This window comes from Bradyrhizobium lablabi, assembly GCF_018129385.1.
In the GTDB taxonomy this organism is placed as follows: Bacteria; Pseudomonadota; Alphaproteobacteria; order Rhizobiales; family Xanthobacteraceae; genus Bradyrhizobium; species Bradyrhizobium lablabi_C.
This window is the reverse complement of the sequence record NZ_JAFCLN010000034.1, coordinates 1-21,295: the sequence shown is the minus strand read 5'-3', so window position 1 is coordinate 21,295 and position 21,295 is coordinate 1. Positions and strand designations below refer to the sequence as shown.

Genomic DNA, 21,295 nt, shown 5'->3' with positions numbered 1-21,295 from the left:
GATGCTTTCCGCTCCGGCAGGCCTCAACTGGATCGTCGGCGGCGCCACCGCCGCCATCCTGCTGCCGCTACTGGTGGTCGGCGTCGGCATGCCGTTCTGGATGGCCGGCCTGATCAGCCTGGCGGCCGGCGGCGGGCTGCTGGTCACGCTGTCGCCGCGAAGGCTGTTCGAGGGGCTGGAGGCCAGCGGCGCCGCGCAGAGCAAGATCGAATTCGCGCGCGAGCTTTTGACCGACGCCGAGCCGCTGGCCGTCCGCCTCGAGGTCGCCGTCAGCTCGATCGCCACGCAAAAGATCGCCGAACGCGTGCGCCACATGGCGCGCATTTCGCGCGAGATCTTTGCCGGCGTCGAGGACGATCCGCTGCGGGTCGACCGCGTCCGGCGCTTCCTGACCTACTATTTGCCGCGCGCAGCCGATCTTGCCGAAGCCTACGCGCTCCTGGAAAAGGGCAGCGGCCGCGACGTCTCACGCATCGCGACGACGGGCGAACTGATCGAACGGCTTGACGCCGCATTCACCCATTATGCCGCCAATCTACAGGAAGCCGATCTCGGCAATCTCGACATCGAGCTGAAATTGTTGAAGAGCTCGCTGGACGAGGATCTCGGACCGTCCGCTCAGCGCGGCGGCACCCCGCCCGACAAGGGCAAGAGGAGCGCCTGATGGCCATTTCGCGCCGGGCCTTTGGAATTGGACTGCTGGCCGCAAGTGCCATGGGCACTGGTGGCTACGTTTACCTGCGCCAGCATCCGGAAATCGCAGGCCGGTTCGGCGAGCCGAAAAAGCTGTTCGGCTTCATCGGCGGCGAGAAGGAAGGATTTTTGAGCAATGCGCGCGTGCGCAGCGTGCTCGATCGGCGGTTCGGATTGATTCTCGATGCGAGGCGCGCCGGATCGGTCGAACTCGTTCGTGAGCGAACGCTGCTCGACCAGAAGCCGCAATTTTTGTGGCCGTCGTCCTCGGTGCTGGTCGAACTGGCGCGCAGTTCGGGCGTAAAAATTTCGCGCGACCAGGTGATCTTCAATTCGCCGATCGTGCTCTATTCCTGGGACCGTATCGCCGATGGCCTCGTCAAGGCCGGCTTTGCCGAGCCGGCCGGCGGGCCGCGCTACACGGTCGACCTCTTGAAGGTGCTCAAAGCGATCATCGCCGGCGAGACCTGGGAGGCGATGGGCGTTGCCGGACTGTTCGGCCGCGCCCGCATCGTCTCGACCGATCCCAACAAATCCAATTCGGGTTTCATGTTCGCCGGCCTCGTGGCCAGCCTGCTCAGCGGCGATGTGATCGCGCTGGATTCGCTCGGCAAGATCGACGGCGACGTCGCCACCGTGTTCCGCCGGATGGGCTACAAGCCGCCCTCCTCCGGCAAGCTGTTTGACGATTACGTCGCGGGCGGCGCCGGCGCGCAGCCACTGATCGTCGGCTACGAAAACCAGTTGATCGAATGGGTGTTGCAGGACGCCGAGCGCTGGAAACGGGTCGAGGCCAGCGCGCCGTCGAAACCCGTGATCCTCTATCCGCGCCCGACGGCGTTTTCCGCCCACCCGCTGATCAGCGTCGACCGCGCCGCCGATGACCTGATCGAGGCGCTCTTGAGCGAAAGCCTGCTGGAGCTCGCCTGGGAAGAACACGGATTCCGTGGGCCTCTCGGCACCATCGGCAAGGCGCGCAACGCGCTGTTGCAAACGCGCCTGATCGAGCGGATCGACGCCGTGCTGCCGATGCCCGACGCACCGGTGATGCTGTCGCTGCTCGACCGGCTGACGACGGCTTGAAATAAAGGCGTACCGCGGCGGCGTGTCACACATGGTTTGCCGTCATGACGGGTGCCGATTTCGGCGATAGAGTGATCCGTCAATCGTTGTCGCGGACGGGCCCGGTCATGAAAAAATTGTTCGCCGCTCTGGTCTTGCTGGGGTTACTGGCCAATGCGGCCCATGCGCAAACCCCGCTGCGCAGCGAATGCCTCGCGATGGCGAATGCCGCGCCGCCTGTCGTACCGGTCAGCCTTCGCCGCACGGCCGCCAAGGCAGAAGAGGTCGCAATCACCTATGCCGGCCATTCCACCTATTACATCGACACGCCCGGCGGGGTGCGGATCGCGACCGATTACAGCGGCGGCTACCATGCCGGCGGCCGCCTGCCCGACGTCGTGACCATGAACCGGGCACATTCGACGCATTACACATTATATCCCGACCCCAAGATTACCCATGTGCTGCATGGCTGGGGCGAGAACGGCCAGCCCGCGCTGATCAACATGCGCGTCGGCGATACCCATATCCGCAACGTCACGACCGACATCCGCCGCTATTACGGCGACGACTTCAGCGGCCCGATGATCAAGGACGGCAACTCGATCTTCATCTTCGAGGTCGCGGGCCTGTGCATCGGCCATCTCGGCCATTTGCATCACAAGCTCGACGACAGCCACTTTGCCATGATCGGCCGGCTCGACATCGTCATGGTACCGATCGACGGCAGCTACACCATGTCGCTCGACGGCGTCTCCGATATCACCAAGCGGCTGCGCGCCTCCGTGGTGCTGCCGATGCACCGCTTCATGACCCCGCTCGACGAATTCATGCGCAAGATCGGCGAGCAGTTCGAGATCGACCAGCGCAGCGAACGCACGCTGAAGATTTCGCGCGACACGCTGCCGGGCAAGCCGACGGTGATCATTCTGGACGGGGTGTGAGAAAAACTACTTCGCAATAGGCGCGCGACGGAGCGAAAACATGAGTGAGCCAGCGCAGCGGCTGATCGACACCAACGGCATCCGTCTCAACATTGCCGAACAAGGCGAAGGACCGGCGGTGCTGTTCTGCCACGGCTTTCCCGAATCCTGGTACTCTTGGCGCCATCAGATTGATGCGCTCGCCGCGGCGGGCTTCCACGCCGTGGCGCCCGACCTGCGCGGCTACGGCAAGAGCGACCGGCCGGAGGCGATCGGCCAATACACGATCTTCCATTTGGTCGGCGACCTCGTGGGGCTGCTCGACGCGCTCGAAGCTCCGACCGCAATCATCGTCGGCCACGACTGGGGTGCCAGCATCGCCTGGCAAGCGGCCCGCCTGCGCCCCGACCGGTTTCGCGCCGTCGCCTGCCTTAGCGTGCCATATCGGCCGCGCGGTCCCGCGCCTCCGACAAGCGTCATGCCGCGCACCGCCGATGCCCAGTTCTATCAATTGTATTTCCAGGAACCCGGCGTCGCCGAAGCCGAACTGGAACGGGATCCGCGGGTGAGCGTGCGCACCATGCTGTACGGCGCGTCCGGCGAAGGCGCTGCCGCATTTCGCGCGGTCGCGGCAAGTGGCGGCGCTGCACCAAACGTCGGGATGGTGCCGCGCGCCGGCGGGATGTTGCCGGCTGCGGGAACACCGGTGCCGCTGCCGCCGTGGCTCAGCGAAGCCGACATCGATTTCTATGCAGGCGAGTTCCGGCGTAGCGGCTTTCGCGGCCCGCTCAACTACTATCGCAACGTCGACCGCAACTGGGAGCTGCTCGCGGCTTTTGCGGACCTGAAGCTGACTGTACCGGCGCTTTACGTCGCCGGTGATCACGACATGGTGCTCGCCGCCCCCGGCACCGCCGAGCATCTCAAAAACCTCAAGCAGTTCGTCCCCGGCCTGCGCAAGGTCCAGATGCTGCCCGGCTGCGGCCACTGGACCCAACAGGAGCGCCCCGCGGAGGTCAATGCCGCGATCATCGATTTCGCGCAGAACCTGCCAAGCTAGCGGACAACCGGGTGTGCATTCTCGACAACCGGGACCAGGGAGTGAACGATTGATGGCCAGCACCGCGCCCGCCTCGAAGAGCGGGCTCTATGCCGATCCGCGCGAGGACTGGCTTGCGCAGCACACTGAAGAGATCATCGATCCCGCCCGCCCGATTGTCGATCCGCATCACCATCTCTGGGACCGCGGCGGCCTGCGCTACATGCTCGAGGACATGGTGGACGATATTGCTTCCGGCCATAACATCATCGCGACCGTCTATGTCGATTGCCGTTCGATGTATCGCAAGGACGGGCCGGAAGCGTTTCGCCCCGTGGGCGAGGTCGAGTTCGCCAATGGCGTCGCCGCGATGAGCGCGAGCGGCGGCTACGGTCCGGCGCAGATCAACGCCGGCATCGTCAGCCACGTCAACCTGCTGCTCGGCGCGGACGCAAAGCCGGTGCTGGAAGCCGAGATCGCCGCCGGCCATGGTCGCTTCCGCGGCATCAGGCATTCCTCGGCATGGGACGCCGAGCCTGAGGTCGCTGGCATGTATGCGACACGACCGAAAGGCCTGCTGCTCGATCCCACTTTCCGCAAGGGATTTGCCTGCCTCGCACCGCTGAACCTTTCCTTTGATGCCTGGCTATTCCACCCGCAAATCGGCGAACTCGCCGACCTTGCCCGTGCCTTTCCCGACACCAGAATCGTGCTCGACCATTGCGGCGGGCCGGTTGGTCGCGGTCGCTTTGCCGGCAAGCGCGAGGAGACGTTTGCGGTGTGGAAGGCCTCGATCCGGGACATCGCCAGATGCGAGAACGTCGTGGTCAAGCTTGGCGGGCTTGCGATGTGCCTGCTAGGCTATGACTTCCACTTGCGGCCAAGGCCGCCGTCATCCGAAGAATGCGCCGCAGCGTGGCGGCCCTATATCGAAACCTGCATCGAGGCGTTTGGGCCAAACCGCGCGATGTTCGAAAGCAATTTTCCGCCCGACAAGGGCCAGTGCAGCTACCAGGTGATCTTCAACGCGTTCAAGCGCATCGCCGCGCAGTACAGCGAAGCCGAGCAGGCGGCGCTGTTCTCGAGGACGGCGACGGACGTCTATCGGCTGCAACTTGTCTAGCAAAGTGGCGCAGTTCTACTGCGCCACCATCTTGCACTTCGAGGTCGAGAGCGGCTGAAAAGCCTCATCCGCCGGGATCGTCTCCTTTACATTATAATAGTCCCACTTCTGCTTGACGTCGCCGGGCGCCTTGACCTGCACCAGGTACATGTCGTGCACCATGCGGCCGTCGGCGCGCACCTTGCCGTTGCGCGCGAACATGTCGTTGATCGGCGTCGACTTGAGATGCTTGATCACGGTGGCCGCTTCGTCGGTCTTCACCGCTTGCACGGCTTTCAGATAATTCGTGATGGCCGAGTAGGCGCCGGCCTGCACGAAATTCGGCATCTTGCCGTACTTGTCGAAGAAGCGCTTGCTCCAGGCGCGCGAGAGATCGTCGAGGTCCCAATAGAACGGCTCGACCAGGAACATGCCCTGCGTCGCCGCCGCACCGAGCGCGTTGACTTCCGTGATGGTACCGACCAGCGGCACGATGGTCTGGCCGGGCGTGATGTTGAAATCCTTCGCGGCCTTGATGGAGTTGAGCAGGTCTGCGCCGGCATTGGCAAAGCCGATCACCTTGGCCTTCGAGCCCTGCGCCTGTAGCAGGAAGGAAGACAGATCCGTCGTGCTGATCGGGTGATAGACCGTGCCGACGATCTTGCCGCCCGAGCGTGTCACCGCGTCGGAGGCTTCCGCCACCAGCGACTTGCCGAGCGCATAATCGACGGCGACGAAATACCAGGTGTCGAGGCCCATCGACTTGACGATGCGCGACTGGCCGTTGGCAAAGGAATAGGTATCCCAGGTATAGCTGATCGTGTAGGGCGAGCATTGCTCGTTGGTCAGGCGAGTCGAGCCCGAGCCGGTGACGATCAGCATCTTGCTCTTCGACTCGGCAACACTGGAGACGGCGAGCGCGACGCCGGAATTGATCACGTCGGTGATGAGATCGACGCCGCCGGTATCGTACCACTGGCGCGCAATGCCGGTGGCGATGTCGGGCTTGTTCTGGTGGTCGGCCGACACCAGTTCGACCTTGAACGGCGGCTTTTCCTTCTCGACAAAATCGTCGATCGCCATCTGCGCGGCGGTGACCGCGCCGGTACCGGCGAGATCGGAGAATACGCCGGCCATGTCGGTGAGCACGCCGATCTTCACGGTGTTGTCGGAAACACCCTCCGCACTGGCCGCGCTCGCCGCTACGACGGCCACGGCGACCATTGCTGCACGCAAAACTGCTTTTCTCATGGCGTCCTCCATCGTTCGCGCGACCTGCGTTGCGCGTTGTTGTTCTGTTGTTGCTGCAAACTATTCTGCGGCCTGTGGCCTCGTATCGTTGCGGCGAAGCTTGCGCTGCGCCCAGGCGGAGACTTCCTCCATGGTGCTTTTGGTTTCCGGCAGGAACGGAAAGATCGGGTAGACGTGCACGGAGTCCTCGACGACCCGCAGCGTGACGTCGACGCCGGCCGCCTCCGCGCGCTCGGCAAGGCGCGTGGTGTCGCTCAGGAGCATCTCGCCCTGGCTCGCCGTGACGAACAGCGGCGGCAAGCCGGTGAGATCGCCGAATAGCGGCGATACCAGCGGATCGGTCGGCTCGTGGCCCTGGAAATAGGACGCGCCCATGAAGGTCAGGAGATCGCCGTTGGCGGCGGGATCGTCGCCGTTGAAGGCCTTGATGGTCGGCCCCGACAGCGTGAGATCCGCGAATGGCGCCGCTGCGAAGATCGCCGCCGGTAGCGGCTCGCCGGCATTGCGCAGGGCCAGTACCAGCGCGACGGCAAGCCCGCCGCCGGACGATTCGCCGGAAACGAGGATCGAGCTTGCGGGAATGCCGCGCGCCAGCAATGCGCGGTAGGCCATCACGGCATCGTCGATGGCCGCCGGATATGGATGCTCCGGCGCGAGGCGATAGTCGACGGTGTAGCAAGTGCCGTCGACGGCGGCCGCAAGCCGGCTGGCATATTCCAGCGAACCTTTTGCCGAGCCGATCAGATAACCGCCGCCATGGAAATGCAGCACGACATTGCCTCGCGGCGCATCCGGCGCCGACACGCGCCATGCCTTGACGTCGCCGAGTTCGTCCTCGACCGCGCTCACGCCGGCCGGCAGCGGGAAGTTGGTGGTGAGGAAGCGGTCATAGGCTTCGCGCAACCCATCGTGGCCACGCGCGACGTCCTCGGGGCGGAATGCGTATTTCCAGAGTTCGAAGGCGCGCTGTCCTTCCGGACGCTGCAGCCGCTTGCCTTCGCGCAGGCCGATGACGTTGAGCACCTCGCCAGGCGGCCCCTCGACCGCCTTGACGACATCATACGACCACGCCAGGCCCCAGCTCGTTTCGGCCAGCGGATCGATCCGCGCCATGCCTTTCCAGCGGCCGTTGCGGTCGCGCACGCGCTGCTGCTCGGACTCGTGCATCAACTTCACCGCGGCGCGGGCCCCCGCCTGGATGCGCGTCGTGCGCGGCAAACGGCGCTGCTGATATTCCAGCAGTGCGCCGGGAATATCGTCCTTCCGCCGCGCCAGCACGCGCGCAAAGGTCCAGGCGTCCTCGATGCTCTGGCCGGCGCCGGCGGCGAGGAACGGCACCATCGGATGCGCGGCATCGCCAAGCAGGGTGATGCGGCGGTCCGTCCAGTTGTCGATGGGGTCGCGATAGAACATGCCGGTGATGAACACGCTCGGGCACTGCTCCAGCATCTTGCGGGCGCGCGGCTCGGCGTCGTCGAACGAGCGCAGCATCTCGGAAATGTCGCCGCTGTCGTCCCAGGATTCGCGCTGCACCTCGTTCGCGGGCACCGAGGCGAGGATGCTGTAGAGCTTTCTTGGCCGCACCCAATAAGTGATCAGCGTGCGGCCTGGACCGAACCAGTAATTGCCGCATTCCGGCAGGTTGAGACCCTCGAGCTTCTCGGCCGATATCAGCGAGCGCCACATCAGGATGTTGGCGAAATGCTTTTCTTCCTCACCGCGCAGATGCTTGCGCACGACGGAATGGATGCCGTCGCAGCCGACCAGCACGTCGCCGCGGATTTTCTCGCCGGTCTGTAGCGTCACCTCGACGCCATCGTCGTCCTGTGACACGGCGACGCAGCGCGCATTGAGCTTCTTCGATTCCGGCGGGACGGCATCGAACAGCATCTGGATCAGATCGGCGCGATGGACGTTGTACATCGGCGCGCCGTAGCGGGCTGCGGCTTCATCGCCGAGCGGCGCCCGGTAGAGCATGCGCCCGGTGCGCAAATCCCTGTAATCATAGGATTGCGGCTTGGTGCCGAACGCGCGCATGGCGGCCTCGAGGCCGAGTTCGCGCAACACAATGGCTGCGTTGGCGGCAATCTGGATGCCGGCGCCGATCTCGTTCAGCACCGGCGCCTGTTCGAGCACCAGTGCGTCGATGCCTTGATGACGTAACGCAATCGCAGTAGTTAGACCACCAATACCGCCGCCTGCGACGAGCACTCGCATGAGACGTCTCCACCCCGTTTTGGTAATTAAGCGATTTCGCTTAAAATAGATCAAGGCCGATATCCATGTCAACCAGGACGCGGGAAAGCTCCCGTGCGGCGTCGGAAGACACCAAGAGCCAGCTCAAGGCGGCGGCGCAGATGCTGTTCGCCCGACACGGCGTCGATGCGGTGACCGTGCAACAGATCGTCTCTGCGGCCGGACAGCGCAACAACGCCGCGTTGCATTATCATTTCGGCTCCAAGGAAGAGCTGATCCGGCAGCTCGTGGTCGACGGAGCGGCCGTGCTCGACGAGCGGCGGCGCGGCATGCTGGCGGAGATCGAGGCGCGCGGCGGCCCGGCTTCGATCCGCGAGATCCTCAACGTGCTGGTCATGCCGGTGATCGAGCTTGCCGACGACGAGCGCTGGCGCGGCTATATCCGCTTCACCTCGATCCTACAGGCGTCCGATCGGAAAACCCTGCGCGCGGCGCTGAACAACCGCTGGAACAACGGCTATGTCGCCTGCTTCGACTACCTGAAAAAAATGCTGCCGCTGCCGCCGAAGCTGCTCGAGCAGCGGCTGACGCTATTCTCGATCTACGCCAACGCCGTGCTGTCGGCGCACGAAGCGGCGCTGGAAAGCAAGAGCCGTAGCGACCGGCTGTGGGACCAGAGTTTTACGATCGACAACATGCTCGACACGATGGAAGCGATGATCACTTCCCCGCCGTCGGCGCCGACGCTGGACAAGCTGCGTTCCAGAACCTGATGCGAGGCCGCGTCGGCGCCTGGCCGCGAGATGAGCAACACCGCACCAGCTCGGTCTCGCGGCATCCGCGGTTACCGGCCGTCAGTTCTTCGACCTACCGATCGCCATGTCCGTATCGATGGCGTTGACCGTTACGTGGACGGCTGAGTCAGACTTCGAATCCCGGTCCGCCAGCAGGAAAACCGTGATCCGCGCTTCCGTCGCGTTGCCGGGCTTGTATTTGAGCTGCTGGACAAAGGACGAATCCGAATCGGCCGGGAAATCGGTGACGCTGGTCTGATTGTTGACACTGAACACCAGATGCGCGCTCGCCTCCTTTTCCGAGAAGGCAAAGCCGGACACCGAGAACGGAATTTCCCACTCCGGATCGGCGCCGGAGAGCGGAATGGAAAACGAGAACACGCGTGTCGCGACCGCAGCGGCCGACTTGCCTTCGATGACCGCTTCCAGGCCGCTGAAGGTGGCCGTGAACGCTTTCCTGTCCGGACTGACGGCGAGGTCGAAGCCGACTCCGCTATTGAATGTAGCCGCTTGGCCGAACGCTGCATCCTGCATCACGTCTGCTTGCATCATGTCTAGCTCCTGCATGGCAACCTGAAATTGCTTTTGCAGTTTGACACGACAACTACTGCGAGCTTGTGAAAAGCCACACACTCGACGCGAATATTCGGGAACGGACCATCAACAATATCCTGGGCAACCGATTAGGCATCGGAGGGATCGCAATAGGTCCGGTCCTCTCGCCATTTTACGAAGCCCCTGCCGGTCCGTTGCGTGAACGCGTCGCCGCTATCGGGCGAACAGTTCCGCGGTCGGCTTGCCGCAGAACGGGCAATAGCGCACGGTGTTTTCCTCTTCCTCGTCGCCGCCATCGAGCAAAGGCGTGTGCGCGACCAGCAGCTTGAGCTCGCCGTCCTCGACGAAGAAGTGGCGGCCGGTCTCGAACGACAGCGCGGCCGCCAGATCCTCGCAGCAAGGCTCGATCGGAGCTTCGCCCGACGACACGGCGCTATGCCCACTCGCCCTTGCGGAATACCGGCACCGTTCTGCCATCGGCATGAACGCCGTCGATATCGGTTTCCGCCGAGCCGATCATCCAGTCGATGTGGATCAGGCTCTGGTTACCGCCCTGCTCCGCGATCTGCTGCGGCGTCAGCTTGTCGCCTCCGACAAAACATTTCGAATAGCACTGGCCGAGCGCAATGTGCGAGGCGGCGTTCTCGTCGAACAGCGTGTTGAAGAACAGCAGCCCCGACTTGGAGATCGGCGAGGAATGCGGCACCAGCGCCACTTCCCCGAGCCGGCGCGCGCCCTCGTCGGTGTCGAGCACCTTCTTCAGCACCTCCTCGCCGCGCGAGGCTTTTGCATCGACGATACGGCCTTCCTCGAACCTGACGGAAATGTTGTCGATCAGGGTACCCTGATAGGACAGCGGTTTGGAACTCACGACATGGCCGCTGACGCGCCGGCAATGCGGCGTGGTGAAGACTTCTTCGGTCGGGATGTTGGCGTTGCAGGTGATGCCGTTCTTGGCGGTGGAGGCGCCGCCTTCCCATTCATGGCCGTCGGCAAGGCCAATGGTCAGGTCCATGCCGGGGCCGGAATATTTCAGCGCATGGAAGCGCTGGCCGTTCAGCCACTCGGTGCGCTCGCGCAGCTTCGCATTGTGCGCTTCCCAGTTCGCCACGGCACCGTCCTTGTCGACGCGTGAGGCGGAGAAGATCGCATCGGCAAGCTTTGCCACCGCGACGTCTTCAGCATCATCCGGAAATACCTGCTTCGCCCAGGAGGCGCTGGGATAGGCGATGATGTTCCAGTTGGTGTCGAAATTGACGATCTTTTCCAGCGCCGGCTGATAGGCCATCGAATTGGCCTTGCTGGCGCGAGCGACCTTGGCCGGATCCTCACCCGACAGCAGCATCGGATTGTCACCGACCACCGCCAGCCGCGCGGTGTTTTGCGAAAACGCCTTGGCCATGCCCTCATAGAGCCAGCCCGCGGCGCGATCGAAGCTGAGGTCATGCCCGAACCGATAGCGGGCCAGCGTCAGTTCCTCGTCGGAGAAGAATGTCGTCACCAGCCCGGCGCCGGCCTTGTAGGCATGTTCGGTGATCCGGCGCACCAGCGGAAGCGATGCCATCGGCGCCGTCAGCAGCAGATCCTGCCCCGCCTGTAGCTGTAGGCCCACCTTGATGGCGACTTCGGCGAGCCGGTCGAGCTTGATGGGGTCGATGGCGGCGGAAAGATTACGTTGATGCGCGGTCATGGCGGGCCTCAAATCGATTGTCGTTCAGAGATAAGCCATGCGGCTGGTTCCTTCAACGCTTCACTAAAGCGGGCGCCGGATAAGCGAGCAGAAAGATGGACGCCACCCGCTCGGCCTGCAACGCAATTTGCCCGGCGCCCGGCCGCTTGGCGGTGTTGAGCAGCAGGCCGAGCATCTTGCTGCCCCATAACAGGCCGAAGAAATGCTCGGCAATCTCGACCGGCTCGCCGTCGAGCAGACATGCACCGACGGCGCGGCGCATGATCTCACGCAGCGCCGCGCGGCTTGTCGCGATCGCGACATCGTTGAGTGTTTGCGCCACCTCCGGCGCGCGAACGGCCTCCGATATCGCCAGACGAAAGACGGCGACGACCGCGGGATCGCTGACCTCCCGCAACAACTGCGTGCCGAACGCAACCAGCGTTCGCTCCAGCGTGGCGCGATCGGTGATTTCGGGGAGATCGACCGGCAGCTTGAGCCGGTCCGCCCGCTCCCTGATGCAGGCGACCAGCATGTCCTGCTTGCTGCCGAACTCCGCATAGAGTTCGCGCTTGGAGGCGCGGGCACGCGTGGCGATTTCGAGCGTCGAGGTCTCGGCAAAGCCGCGCTCGGTGAAGGCCGAGAACGCCGCTTCCATGATTCGCGCCCGGACAGGGTTTTGTCCGCCGGCGTCCGGAACCGGCCTTGCTGACTTTTTCGTGACCATCGCAATCCCTTGACTTGGTACCAATCAGTACCATACTCCAGCAAATGTGGTACTTACTGGTACCATATTCCACAGCAACCCGGGAGTTCCCGCCATGACAAGACCCGTACTAGTGACCTCCGCGGCCGGCGGCCGGCAAGGCAAGACCGGCCGGCACGTCTCCGAAATGCTGCTCAAGCGTGGCGTCCCCGTGCGCGCCTTCGTGCGCACGATCGACGACCGCGCCAACCATCTGCGCACACTGGGCGCGGAGATTTTCGAGGGCGATTTCCTCGACATCGGCTCCGTACAGCGCGCCGCCCGGGGTACAAGCGCGATCTACTTCGCCTATCCCGTGCAGGACGGGCTGATGGACGCGACTGCGGCGATGGCGGTTGCCGCCCGGGAAGCCGGCGTGTCGCGGCTGGTCAATCTCGTGATGCTGCAATCCTCGCCCGATGCGCCGACGCCGCGGATGCGGCAGAACTATCTGTCGGAGCAGGTGTTCGAGTGGGCCAATATCGGCGCCGTGCATCTGCGCGCCACCGTCTTCTACGAGAACCTCGGCGCCATGGCGCGCCAGAGCCTGCCGGCGCAGGGCGCGGTGCGGCTGCCCTGGGGCGGCGAGGACACAGTGCTGCCAATGGTCTCGGCCGAAGACGTCGCCCGCGTCGCCGCTGGCCTGCTGACGAGCCCGAAGCTTGCCCCCGGCACCGCCTATCCCCTGATCGGGGCCACTATTTCGCTGAAGGAGATCATTGCTACTTTCGGCCGCGTGCTGGCCAAGGACATCCGCTACGAGGAAATTTCGGACGAGGAGTGGAAGGCCCAGGCCGCTTCGCGCGGCTACAACGAGCATGCGATTGCCCATCTTTCCTCGCTGTGGAAAGCGCTGCGCTCGGCGGCGATCGATCCGAGCGACGCCCGATACAGGGTGAGCGAGACAATCGAGACCATCGGCGGCGCCAGGCCGAAATCGTTCGAAGCCTTCGTGCGCGAGGGCCAGAGCGAATTGCTGGCGAAGGCGAGCTAGCAGGTGAAGCTTCATCGTTTCGTGGCCGCGAGCACCCGATCCACCATCTGCGGCGCAAGGCCCAGATAGTTCCCGGGCGCCGTCAGCCGCTCGATCGTTGTGCGGTCGATCCGCTCGGCCACCCGCGGATCGGCCGACAGCGCATCGGCCAGCGTCATGCCCTTGTCGTTGGCGAGGCGACAGGCGTCATAGACGACGTCATGTGCCTCCTGACGGCCGATCTGCGGTGCGAGCCCCATCATGACGGCTTCGGCAACGATCAGGCCGCGGCTGATGTCGAGGTTGTCGGCCATCTTCTTCTCGTCCACGATCAAGCCGCCGAGCGCGAATTTTGCCTGGTGCAAGGCGCCGGCCGTCAGCACAAAGCTTTCCGGGATCGCCATCCATTCGGCGTGCCAGGGACCGGTGGCGCGCTCAAAATCCTGCACCATGGCGTCCATCATCAGTCCCGCATGCTGGCGTACGCCCTTGGCGGCCGCGAGCATCAGTTCGGACGAGATCGGGTTGCGCTTTTGCGGCATGGTCGAGGACGCGCCGCGGCCTTTCACGAACGGTTCATAGACTTCGGCGAATTCGGTCGAAGCCATGATCATGATGTCGAGCGCGATCTTGCCGAGCGAGCCGGTGACCAGCGCCAGGAAATTGATCGCTTCGGCAAAGCCATCGCGCGCGACGTGCCAGGTAGCGACGGGAACGCCGAGGCCGAGTTCTTCGCAAAGCGCCTGCTGCACCTCAAGACCTTTGTCGCCGAGCGAGGCCAGCGTGCCGGCCGCACCGGCGAACTGCCCGACCAGCACGCGCGGCTTCAATTGCGCCAGCCGTTCGGCGTGACGGTCGAACATCGCAAGCCAGATCGCGGTCTTGTAGCCGAACGTCACCGGCAGCGCCTGCTGGAGGTGGGTGCGGCCCGCCATCGGCGTGTCGCGATGGCGCTTTGACAGGTTTGCAAGGATGCCGCGCAACTCGGCGATGTCGGCTTCGATGATATCAAGGCCGGCGCGGATCTGTAGCACCACTGCGGTATCCATGATGTCCTGGGTGGTGGCGCCCCAGTGCACGTAGCGGCCGGCCTCGCCACACTGCTTTACCATCTGGTGCACCAGCGGCAGGATCGGATAGCCGACGACGTCCGTTTCCTGCCGTAACAGATCGAAATCGAGCGCCGCTACGTCAGTGCGCTTTGCGATCTCCTCTGCGGCTTCCACCGGTATCACACCACAGCGCGCCTCGGCCTTTGCCAGCGCGACCTCGACCTCGGCATAGTGCGAGACGAGCGCGAGATCGGAAAATACCTCGCGCATCGCAGGCGTACCGAAGGCATCGCGAAACAGGATGGAATCGAGGACGGTGGTGGACGTCGGAAAGGCGGGCATGGACGCTCGTTTGTTGAGGGAATGTCGCTTTGCCGGATAATATTGAAGGCAGGCAGTCTGCAGTATATCCTTTTCGCGCGCAGTTGGATCAGATCGCGCATCCCTTCGGGCAAGAGTTCATGCGTGGCCATCCTCTGACGCAGATTCCGGCGGCTATTCTGCCCCAGCCGCTTCGGGGCATGACGTTCGCCATGCTGGCTGCGGTCTGCCTTTGCGACCCCGCGCTGGCGGAAGAGGATGACGACGAGGGGGCCAGCGCCGCGCCGGCGATCCCGAACCTCTATCTCGACCTGCGAACGAATTTCGGCGCGGTGCCCGCCGGTTCGCTATCACTCGGCTTCGGCAATACCGCGCTGTTCACGACGCTCCAGACGCTCCAGCAGATCAGGCCGGACAACAACATGCTTCCGGCGCTGCCGCGCGGCGTGTCCTTGCCGGCCAGCCAGTCGATCTTCATCGATTTTCCGTTTTCCATCGATGTCAGCGACCGCATCTCGCTCTACGGCGGCCCGACCGCGAGCACCTCGCGCACCGATTTTTCCGACTGGTCGCAACTGACGGTCACGAGCTGGAATGTCGGTGTCCAGGCCGATCTCTACCAGCAGAACGGCGGGATGTTTCCAACCGTTACGTTGCAGACCACCGTCACCCGCGCGGTCCCGGATGGACCGCTCGCGACGATCTCGCTCAACAATGTCGTCGAGTTCAACTACGCGCTCAACGAGGACGAGACACGCGGATGGCTGGCCGGCTTCCAGCACACCAAGGTCGATATCGAGTCGCCGCTGGCGCGGATCGGCTCGAACCTGCTCGGCTATGTCGGCGGCTATTATCAGTGGGACAACAACTGGAAATTCACCGGCCGCATCGGCATGCAGTCGTTCGGCGGGGCGAGCCTGCTGCGCCAGACGCCGATCGAGGCGTTCACCCAGCCGATCGTGCGCCTCGACCTCGACAGGATGGACGACAACGACAACCGCCTGTTCGGCATCACCGCGCAGATCGCGTGGGTGCCGAAGCCAGCCTATCAGTTGACGGTACGCACGCCGCTCTATGCGGTGAGGAATTAACGGCGCAAGACGCGCGGCATTTGCCGCGCGCCGCAACGGCGCTTTTTATTTGAGCATGATCTCCGCGCAAACGCTTCGCGTTTGTCGCAGGGAAAACCGGTTTCCACTTTTCCGGATCATGCTCTAGTGCTTCGATTCGAGCACGATCATCACGCCGGTGGATTGAGGCTCGTGTGGCCTCAGGCTCGTGAGTGTCGCATCGCTCCAATCGGCCAGGCTGATCACCTCTCCAGTCTGACCATCGGCCTGCGTCTCATCCGGCTCCAGCACCTTGAGGCCGCCGCCGTCGAGAAAGAAGGTGTGATCGCCGAACAGGCTGCTCAACTGCGTGACCGCCGGATGATCGTCCGGAAGCACCTGGGCATCGAACTGGGTCAGGGTTTGTTTCACTTGTGTCTCATTCAGACGCATGTCCTGCTCCTTCGCTTACGTCCATAGGCACGGAATGAATCCCGCGAGGAAACGTTCCGATGCGTTACGGCAGATTCCTCATATCCTTGCGACAACGGGCCGTTCGTGGCGCAAGCGTGGCTTTCTCTTGTTGGCGGTGCTGCGGCGGAACCCGCGGGAACAGCGCACGCTCCGTCAGGCGGCGATATGCCGCTCGATTTCGGCAATCGGATGCGAGGTCATTTCCTTGGGGATCTCGGCGACGATGCGATCGGTCACCTTGGAGTGAAAGGCCTTGCGCAGACTGCCGAGCACTTTGGGCGGAGCGACGACGATGAGTTCCTCGAAGCGGTTGTCATGGGCATAACGATAAAGCGCCTCGGCAAGCTGGTCGGCAAAGCGCTCCTTTTCGAGGTGATGCCAGTCGGCTTCTTCCATGGCGCTGCGGGCAACGCCGACGCTTGCAACCGAACGGCCCGGGCGATCGGTACCCTGTTCGCGCGTCGGCGGATTTTCCCGCTCAAGCACTTGCTCGACGACGAGCTGAACGCGGCCCGCATCGCCCTTGTTGCGCAGGAACAGCGCCTTTTGACCATCGCCGACAAGGACGAGGCTGTCGTGGTGAACGAAAACCGGTGCTTCCCTGGCCATTCCGCCTCCTGTTTGGGTCAGCAGGGTTAAACCTCGAAACGCGGGAATCGTTGCGAGCGAACGGGTGCGGTGCACAGGCGCAGGCCTCGTCGTGCTTTTTGGGGAAAATGTTACTTTGCCGAAATACATCTGAAACGTGCAGAGCCAGTATTCCCACCCCACCTGGAGGCCCCGCATGTCCGACCCCCAACGTCGCGAATTTCTGGTTGCCGCCGCAGGCATTGCCTCGCTGGCGACGCTGAGTGGAACGCAGCCCGCTGCGGCCGGCGATCCGAGCTTCATGAACAACGTTCCCGATCCCGTAGCGGCGGGCAAGGAACTGCCGACCTTCAAGTTCGCGCTCGAGAAGTCCGAAGGCAAGGTGATCGGCAACAGCTTCGGCAAGGAGGCCACCGTCACGCAACTGCCGATCTCCAAGGGGATTGCCGGCGTCTCCATGAAGCTGGAGCCGGGCGCGATGCGCGAATTGCACTGGCACGCCACCGCAGCCGAGTGGGCCTTCGTGCTCGAAGGACGCGTCCGCACCACGGTGTTCGATCCCGCAGGCTATGCCGAGACCAACGATTTCGAGCCGGGCGATGTCTGGTACTTTCCGCGCGGCCATGGCCACATGCTCGAGTGCCTCGATAACAAGCCCTGTCATTTCATCCTGATCTTCGACAACGGCTATTTTTCCGAGTTCGGCACATTCAGCATCACCGACTGGGTGGGACATGCGCCAAAGCCGCTGCTCGCGAAGACCTTTGGTTTGCCGGAATCGGCGTTCGACAGTTTTCCGAAGGACGAGGTGTATTTTGCCCGCGGCAAGATTCCGCCCACCGAGCCCTCGGTGCCGCTGGAGGGATGGAAGCTGCCGCCGGAGACACACCGCTACCGCCTGCTGGCGCAGCCGCCGCACGGCACCTTTCAGGGCGGGCGCGAATGGCGCGTCGATTCCACCCGGTTTCCGATCTCGAAGACAGTCACCGGCGTGATACTCGATCTCGATCCCGGCGGCGTGCGAACGCTGCACTGGCATCCGAACGCCAACGAGTGGCAATACGTCATCGACGGCGATGTCAGCGTAACCCTGTTCGGCTCGCACGGGCGCTTCCGGACCGAGCAGCTCTCGAAGGGCGATGTCGGTTACATCCCGCAAGGATACGGCCACTCGATCGAGAACATCGGCAACCGGCCGTCGCGCATGCTGATCGGATTCAACACCGGTGTCTATCAAACCATCGACCTGTCGAATTGGATCGCTGCCAACCCGCTCGACGTGCTCGCCACCAATTTCAGCCAGCCGCCCGAACTGTTCGAAAAGTTTCCGCATCGCGACGTATTCATCGCGGCCAAGGACGGGCCGGGCAAATAGGTTACCGATTTTTGTTGTCGTCGACGGCCACCCGCTGCAAGCTGGACCTGAAAAATGGACCAACCGGCGGGCCCGCTTGCAATGCAGATACTTGACCAACTCGGTTCCGGCGAAGGAATGCCGATCGAAGCGATCCACGCCGCAACCGCCGATCGCGCAAATGTAACGCCACTGCTGCTGGACGCCATCGACCGGTACGACCCGAAGAACGAGCAGGAGGACAACGCACTCTTCATTGCCTTTCACCTGCTTGGCCAGTGGCGGGAGAAGTCTGCCTATCGCGTGCTGGCCCGCTTCTTGCGTCGGCCTGACATCGAGACGGTCCTTGGCGATGCTACGACCGTCACATGTCACAAGGTGATGGCCAATGTTTTCGACGGCGATCCACAGCCAATCTATGACATTATTCACGACAGCGAAGCCGACGAGTTCGTTCGCAGTCGCATGTTCGACGCACTCGTCATGCTCGTTTTTCAGGGCGAGCTCGATCGAGCGGAAGTTGCACAATTCGTGCGGTCGGCGTTCGCGGACCTCCAGCCACAGGGCCCGTCCGTGGTGTGGGACGGCTGGCAGGGTGCGGTCGCCCTGCTTGCTTTGGCCGAGATGGAACCGCTTGTACGGCAGGTATTTCAGCGCGGTTTCATTGATACGACACTCGTGCCCTTCAAGGACTTTGAAGGCGACCTGAAACGGGCGTGCGCCGGCCGCCCGGTGGAAGCATGGCGACGCAACGAATTCCAGCCGTTCGGTGACGTCGTCGCGGAGCTGTCGCACTGGGATGGCTTCCAGCCGAAAAAACAGCGAACGGCGGACCATCAGCCGCTTCCTGCCTGGCCGGACACGCCGGTAAGAAATCCGTTCCGCGATGTCGGTCGCAACGATCCCTGTCCTTGCGGCAGCGGCAAGAAATTCAAGAAGTGCTGTCTCGGCAAGCCACCGGCGGAGCTTCAGCCGGTGATGGCGTCCGACGATCCCTTTGACGCAGAGGATTTGGAAGCATTCGAGGACGCCGGATTGATCGGGGAATACGATCCGTTCGTCGAACCCGACGCGGATGAGTGGCTCGCGGCCGACGAGCAATCGCGTATCGATGCGACGTTGGACTATCACCGGCGCGAAGGTTTCAAGGTTGAACGTCTGGAAGCGCATGCGATTATTCATGTCGTGGTTGAAACCCAGATCGCGCTGGGCGATGAATTGCCCGTCCGCCGCACGTTGCAACGGCTGATGGCTGAAGGGCTCGATCGGCACGATGCGCTCCATGCTATCGGCGCGGTCCTCGCCGGACATCTCAATGAATTGCTGCGGAAGGCCGACTTAGGAGATGGAAAGGCTGATGCCGACTCCAATGACGCGTATTTTTCCGAACTGGAACGGCTGACGGCGAAAAGCTGGCGGCAATCCGGTTGATTGGCATTCGTTCTCAAATCACGACAAATCCATGCGTGCCGTCGCGGCGGAGCTGTTCGACGAGACCAAACTCCCAGTCCAGATAAGCCTGCATCTTCTCAGGCGACACGTCAGTGCCCTCGTAGGGGCGGCGGTAGCGATGGGACGGGTCGGGCTTTGGCAAAACCATCGGCGGTCCCGCTTCGAGCGGGCCGTCATAGCCGCCGTCGAGCACATAGGTTTCAAAACCCATCTGGGCGAGCCAGGACGCCGTCATGTCGGCGCGGACGCCCATGTTGTCCGACAGCAGGATGCGCGCGCCGCGCACCGGCGCTGCCATGTCGATCTCCTGCACGAGCTGCCCACCGGCGTAATGGCGAAAGCCCTTGAGATGGCCCGCGGCATATTCCTCCGCATCGCGGACGTCGAAGCGGTAGAGCGTACGGTTGGCTTGCGCCTCCAGCACTCTTGCCTCTTCGACGCCGAGACGACGCACGCCGGCGCGATAGGCGACGTCGCGGGCATTTTCCGCTGCGCCTTCGAACGCTCCGATGGCGCTGCGGCGCGCGGAGCCGTGTTCGAGATCCTGCCTTGCCAGGGTCCAGCCGATGGTGCCGTTGCGCAGCGCCACCACTCTGTTCGGAACGCCGGCATTGATCAGCGACTGCGTGCCGATGATCGAGCGGGTGCGGCCGGCGCAGTTCACCACGATGGTGGTCGCAGGGTCCGGCGCGGCGCGGCCGGCGCGCAGCACGAGCTCGGCGCCGGGCACGCTGACCGAGCCCGGGATGTTCATTGTGGCGTATTCGTCGAACCTGCGGACGTCGAGGATGGCGATGTTGGCGTTGTCAGCGATGAGCGCGCCGACTTCCTCGGCTGCCAAAGATGGCGTGTGCCGGCGTGACTCCACCAGTTCGCCAAAGGCTTTTGCGTAGGAATTGACGTCCTGGAAAAGTTCAAAGCCGGCGCGGCGCCACGCGTCGAGCCCACCTTCGAGTTGACGGACGTTGGTGTAGCCCAGTGCCGCAAGCTGATCCGCCGCCGGGGCGACGAGCCCCTCGCCGGCGTCATAGAGCACGACCGGCACGTCCTTGCGCGGCAATCGCACTTCGGCTTCCAGCGCGATCCGGCCTGCGGCCATGTTGGCCGCGAACAGCGGATGGCCGGTGGCGAATTCCGCCTCGTGCCTGACGTCCAGCAGCGCGATTTCGTCGCGCAGCAGCAGCGACGTACGAACTTCCGCGGAGGTAATGGAAGGCGGCATCATGATGGTGCACTAGCGGCGCGGCGGACCGGGCGGCAATGCGGGCGCCGACCGGCCGCCGGCATAAAAGGGATTGATCATGCACTCGGCAGCGCGGCCCGCGGCGGACGCGTTGCACTGGGGGATCGAGGAATAGGCGCATTCGATGTAGCCGCCATTGTCATCGGCGACCTGAAGGCAGACCGGGTATCTTGGATCGTAGGTCTGGGCCCGGGCCGGCGCAGTCATCAAGCCTGCCGCAACCGCCAACATCGCCCATATCGAAACGCGCATTGAGTTCTCCTCGGGATTTTCGCGCATCTTGCTATCACGAAAGCGCGGCCGCGCGAGCCGATTTGCCCGCGCATTATCGGAGGGCACCCTTGCGTGAAATGATTTGCGCGATAGGCCTAGCCTCCGTCGTCATCCCCGCCGCCAACGGGTCGCGCGAATGCGCGCCCGATGACAGGCTCCGGCGAGGCATCCAGTGCGCCGCGGCTTATCGATTCAATCACTGCTGTCTCTGGAATACTGGATCCCCGCCTTCGCGGGGATGACGACCGAATGTGTGTTCTCGTTCTCGCGACGCAATTTGCGCCCGAGTCTTTCAAAATTCATCGCGCCTCTGAGGCCAGAGGGCGCAGGGAATGCCGGGTGCGCGCTGCACCCGAGGTCTCGTGTGCGCTGCTTGCGCATAAAAAAATTGCACACGAGCATACAGGTGAAGCGGAGGCAGTCCGACATCCCCTGCGCAATGGCTTTACGGCTTATATCGCGCTCTCCCCGGTGAGCGGGCTTGTTG

The 21,295-nt window shown here is 63.4% G+C and carries 21 protein-coding genes and 1 pseudogene; 11 read left to right on the top strand and 11 right to left on the bottom strand.

The genetic code is table 11. The annotated features are described in order from the left end of the window. The first annotated feature begins 1 nt into the window (after position 1). From JQ628_RS33490 to JQ628_RS33470, 5 genes are all read left to right on the top strand, one after another. Positions 2 to 664 (top strand): 5-bromo-4-chloroindolyl phosphate hydrolysis family protein, encoded by a 663-nt coding sequence (locus JQ628_RS33490; protein WP_212230656.1) that lies wholly within the window; start codon positions 2 to 4, stop codon positions 662 to 664. Beyond that, entirely contained in the window at positions 664 to 1,776 is a 1,113-nt protein-coding gene (locus JQ628_RS33485) for a hypothetical protein (RefSeq protein WP_212230654.1), read from the top strand. Before JQ628_RS33490 ends, JQ628_RS33485 begins: the two co-directional genes overlap by 1 nt. 107 nt (positions 1,777 to 1,883) lie before the next feature. Continuing rightward, entirely contained in the window at positions 1,884 to 2,699 is an 816-nt protein-coding gene (locus JQ628_RS33480) for an MBL fold metallo-hydrolase (protein ID WP_212230652.1), read from the top strand. 40 nt (positions 2,700 to 2,739) lie between these two features. After that, positions 2,740 to 3,738 carry an alpha/beta fold hydrolase gene (locus JQ628_RS33475; protein ID WP_212230650.1) on the top strand — a complete coding sequence of 333 codons (999 nt, stop codon included), beginning with the start codon at positions 2,740 to 2,742 and terminating at the stop codon, positions 3,736 to 3,738. Positions 3,739 to 3,787: 49 nt separating this feature from the next. After that, positions 3,788 to 4,840, top strand: coding sequence for an amidohydrolase family protein (locus JQ628_RS33470; protein ID WP_212230648.1), 1,053 nt, complete (start codon positions 3,788 to 3,790; stop codon positions 4,838 to 4,840). A 15-nt stretch (positions 4,841 to 4,855) separates the two neighbouring features. Here the strand turns inward: JQ628_RS33470 and JQ628_RS33465 are convergent, their stop codons facing one another. After that, complete coding sequence (locus tag JQ628_RS33465; protein WP_249128735.1) at positions 4,856 to 6,070, bottom strand: ABC transporter substrate-binding protein; 1,215 nt, start codon at positions 6,068 to 6,070, stop codon at positions 4,856 to 4,858. A 60-nt stretch (positions 6,071 to 6,130) separates the two neighbouring features. Further along, entirely contained in the window at positions 6,131 to 8,287 is a 2,157-nt protein-coding gene (locus tag JQ628_RS33460) for an alpha/beta hydrolase fold domain-containing protein (RefSeq protein WP_212230646.1), read from the bottom strand. Positions 8,288 to 8,352: 65 nt separating this feature from the next. Between JQ628_RS33460 and JQ628_RS33455 the strand changes: the two genes are divergently transcribed. Then, entirely contained in the window at positions 8,353 to 9,039 is a 687-nt protein-coding gene (locus JQ628_RS33455; RefSeq protein ID WP_212230644.1) for a TetR/AcrR family transcriptional regulator, read from the top strand. Positions 9,040 to 9,120: 81 nt separating this feature from the next. Here the strand turns inward: JQ628_RS33455 and JQ628_RS33450 are convergent, their stop codons facing one another. The 4 genes from JQ628_RS33450 to JQ628_RS33435 all read right to left on the bottom strand — a co-directional run bounded on the left by JQ628_RS33450 (position 9,121) and on the right by JQ628_RS33435 (position 11,942). Continuing rightward, positions 9,121 to 9,612 (bottom strand): hypothetical protein, encoded by a 492-nt coding sequence (locus JQ628_RS33450; RefSeq protein WP_212230636.1) that lies wholly within the window; start codon positions 9,610 to 9,612, stop codon positions 9,121 to 9,123. A 216-nt stretch (positions 9,613 to 9,828) separates the two neighbouring features. After that, positions 9,829 to 10,044 carry a hypothetical protein gene (locus JQ628_RS33445; RefSeq protein WP_212230634.1) on the bottom strand — a complete coding sequence of 72 codons (216 nt, stop codon included), beginning with the start codon at positions 10,042 to 10,044 and terminating at the stop codon, positions 9,829 to 9,831. Positions 10,045 to 10,048: 4 nt separating this feature from the next. Further along, positions 10,049 to 11,305 (bottom strand): aminopeptidase, encoded by a 1,257-nt coding sequence (locus JQ628_RS33440; RefSeq protein WP_212230631.1) that lies wholly within the window; start codon positions 11,303 to 11,305, stop codon positions 10,049 to 10,051. 52 nt (positions 11,306 to 11,357) lie between these two features. After that, complete coding sequence (locus JQ628_RS33435) at positions 11,358 to 11,942, bottom strand: TetR/AcrR family transcriptional regulator (protein WP_212230630.1); 585 nt, start codon at positions 11,940 to 11,942, stop codon at positions 11,358 to 11,360. A 163-nt stretch (positions 11,943 to 12,105) separates the two neighbouring features. Here JQ628_RS33435 and JQ628_RS33430 point away from each other — a divergent pair, with 163 nt between their 5' ends. After that, positions 12,106 to 13,023: an NAD(P)H-binding protein gene (locus JQ628_RS33430; protein WP_212230628.1), complete on the top strand. Its 918-nt coding sequence runs from the start codon at positions 12,106 to 12,108 to the stop codon at positions 13,021 to 13,023. A gap of 11 nt (positions 13,024 to 13,034) precedes the next feature. On the opposite strand, the gene pcaB is transcribed toward JQ628_RS33430, so the two are convergent. Then, positions 13,035 to 14,396: a 3-carboxy-cis,cis-muconate cycloisomerase gene (pcaB, locus tag JQ628_RS33425; protein WP_212230626.1), complete on the bottom strand. Its 1,362-nt coding sequence runs from the start codon at positions 14,394 to 14,396 to the stop codon at positions 13,035 to 13,037. A 119-nt stretch (positions 14,397 to 14,515) separates the two neighbouring features. Here pcaB and JQ628_RS33420 point away from each other — a divergent pair, with 119 nt between their 5' ends. Then, a complete protein-coding gene (locus JQ628_RS33420; RefSeq protein WP_433996186.1) occupies positions 14,516 to 15,466 on the top strand; it encodes a hypothetical protein in 951 nt (316 codons plus the stop codon). A 123-nt stretch (positions 15,467 to 15,589) separates the two neighbouring features. Here the strand turns inward: JQ628_RS33420 and JQ628_RS33415 are convergent, their stop codons facing one another. Next, the gene (locus JQ628_RS33415; protein ID WP_212230624.1) at positions 15,590 to 15,877 is read right to left on the bottom strand and encodes a hypothetical protein; all 288 of its coding nucleotides are present in this window, start codon (positions 15,875 to 15,877) and stop codon (positions 15,590 to 15,592) included. A 174-nt stretch (positions 15,878 to 16,051) separates the two neighbouring features. Next, complete coding sequence (locus tag JQ628_RS33410; RefSeq protein ID WP_212230622.1) at positions 16,052 to 16,507, bottom strand: host attachment protein; 456 nt, start codon at positions 16,505 to 16,507, stop codon at positions 16,052 to 16,054. Between the two features lie 175 nt (positions 16,508 to 16,682). Between JQ628_RS33410 and JQ628_RS33405 the strand changes: the two genes are divergently transcribed. Further along, positions 16,683 to 17,861, top strand: coding sequence for a cupin domain-containing protein (locus tag JQ628_RS33405; RefSeq protein WP_212230616.1), 1,179 nt, complete (start codon positions 16,683 to 16,685; stop codon positions 17,859 to 17,861). Between the two features lie 54 nt (positions 17,862 to 17,915). After that, positions 17,916 to 19,271 (top strand): DUF1186 domain-containing protein, encoded by a 1,356-nt coding sequence (locus tag JQ628_RS35010; protein ID WP_212230614.1) that lies wholly within the window; start codon positions 17,916 to 17,918, stop codon positions 19,269 to 19,271. Between the two features lie 13 nt (positions 19,272 to 19,284). Here the strand turns inward: JQ628_RS35010 and JQ628_RS33395 are convergent, their stop codons facing one another. Next, entirely contained in the window at positions 19,285 to 20,517 is a 1,233-nt protein-coding gene (locus tag JQ628_RS33395; RefSeq protein ID WP_212230612.1) for a rhodanese-like domain-containing protein, read from the bottom strand. A gap of 9 nt (positions 20,518 to 20,526) precedes the next feature. Further along, positions 20,527 to 20,787: a DUF3551 domain-containing protein gene (locus JQ628_RS33390; protein WP_212230610.1), complete on the bottom strand. Its 261-nt coding sequence runs from the start codon at positions 20,785 to 20,787 to the stop codon at positions 20,527 to 20,529. Positions 20,788 to 21,057: 270 nt separating this feature from the next. On the opposite strand from JQ628_RS33390, the pseudogene JQ628_RS33385 reads away from it, so the two are divergent. Continuing rightward, positions 21,058 to 21,295 (top strand): annotated as a pseudogene (locus JQ628_RS33385) (hypothetical protein); the annotation flags it as partial.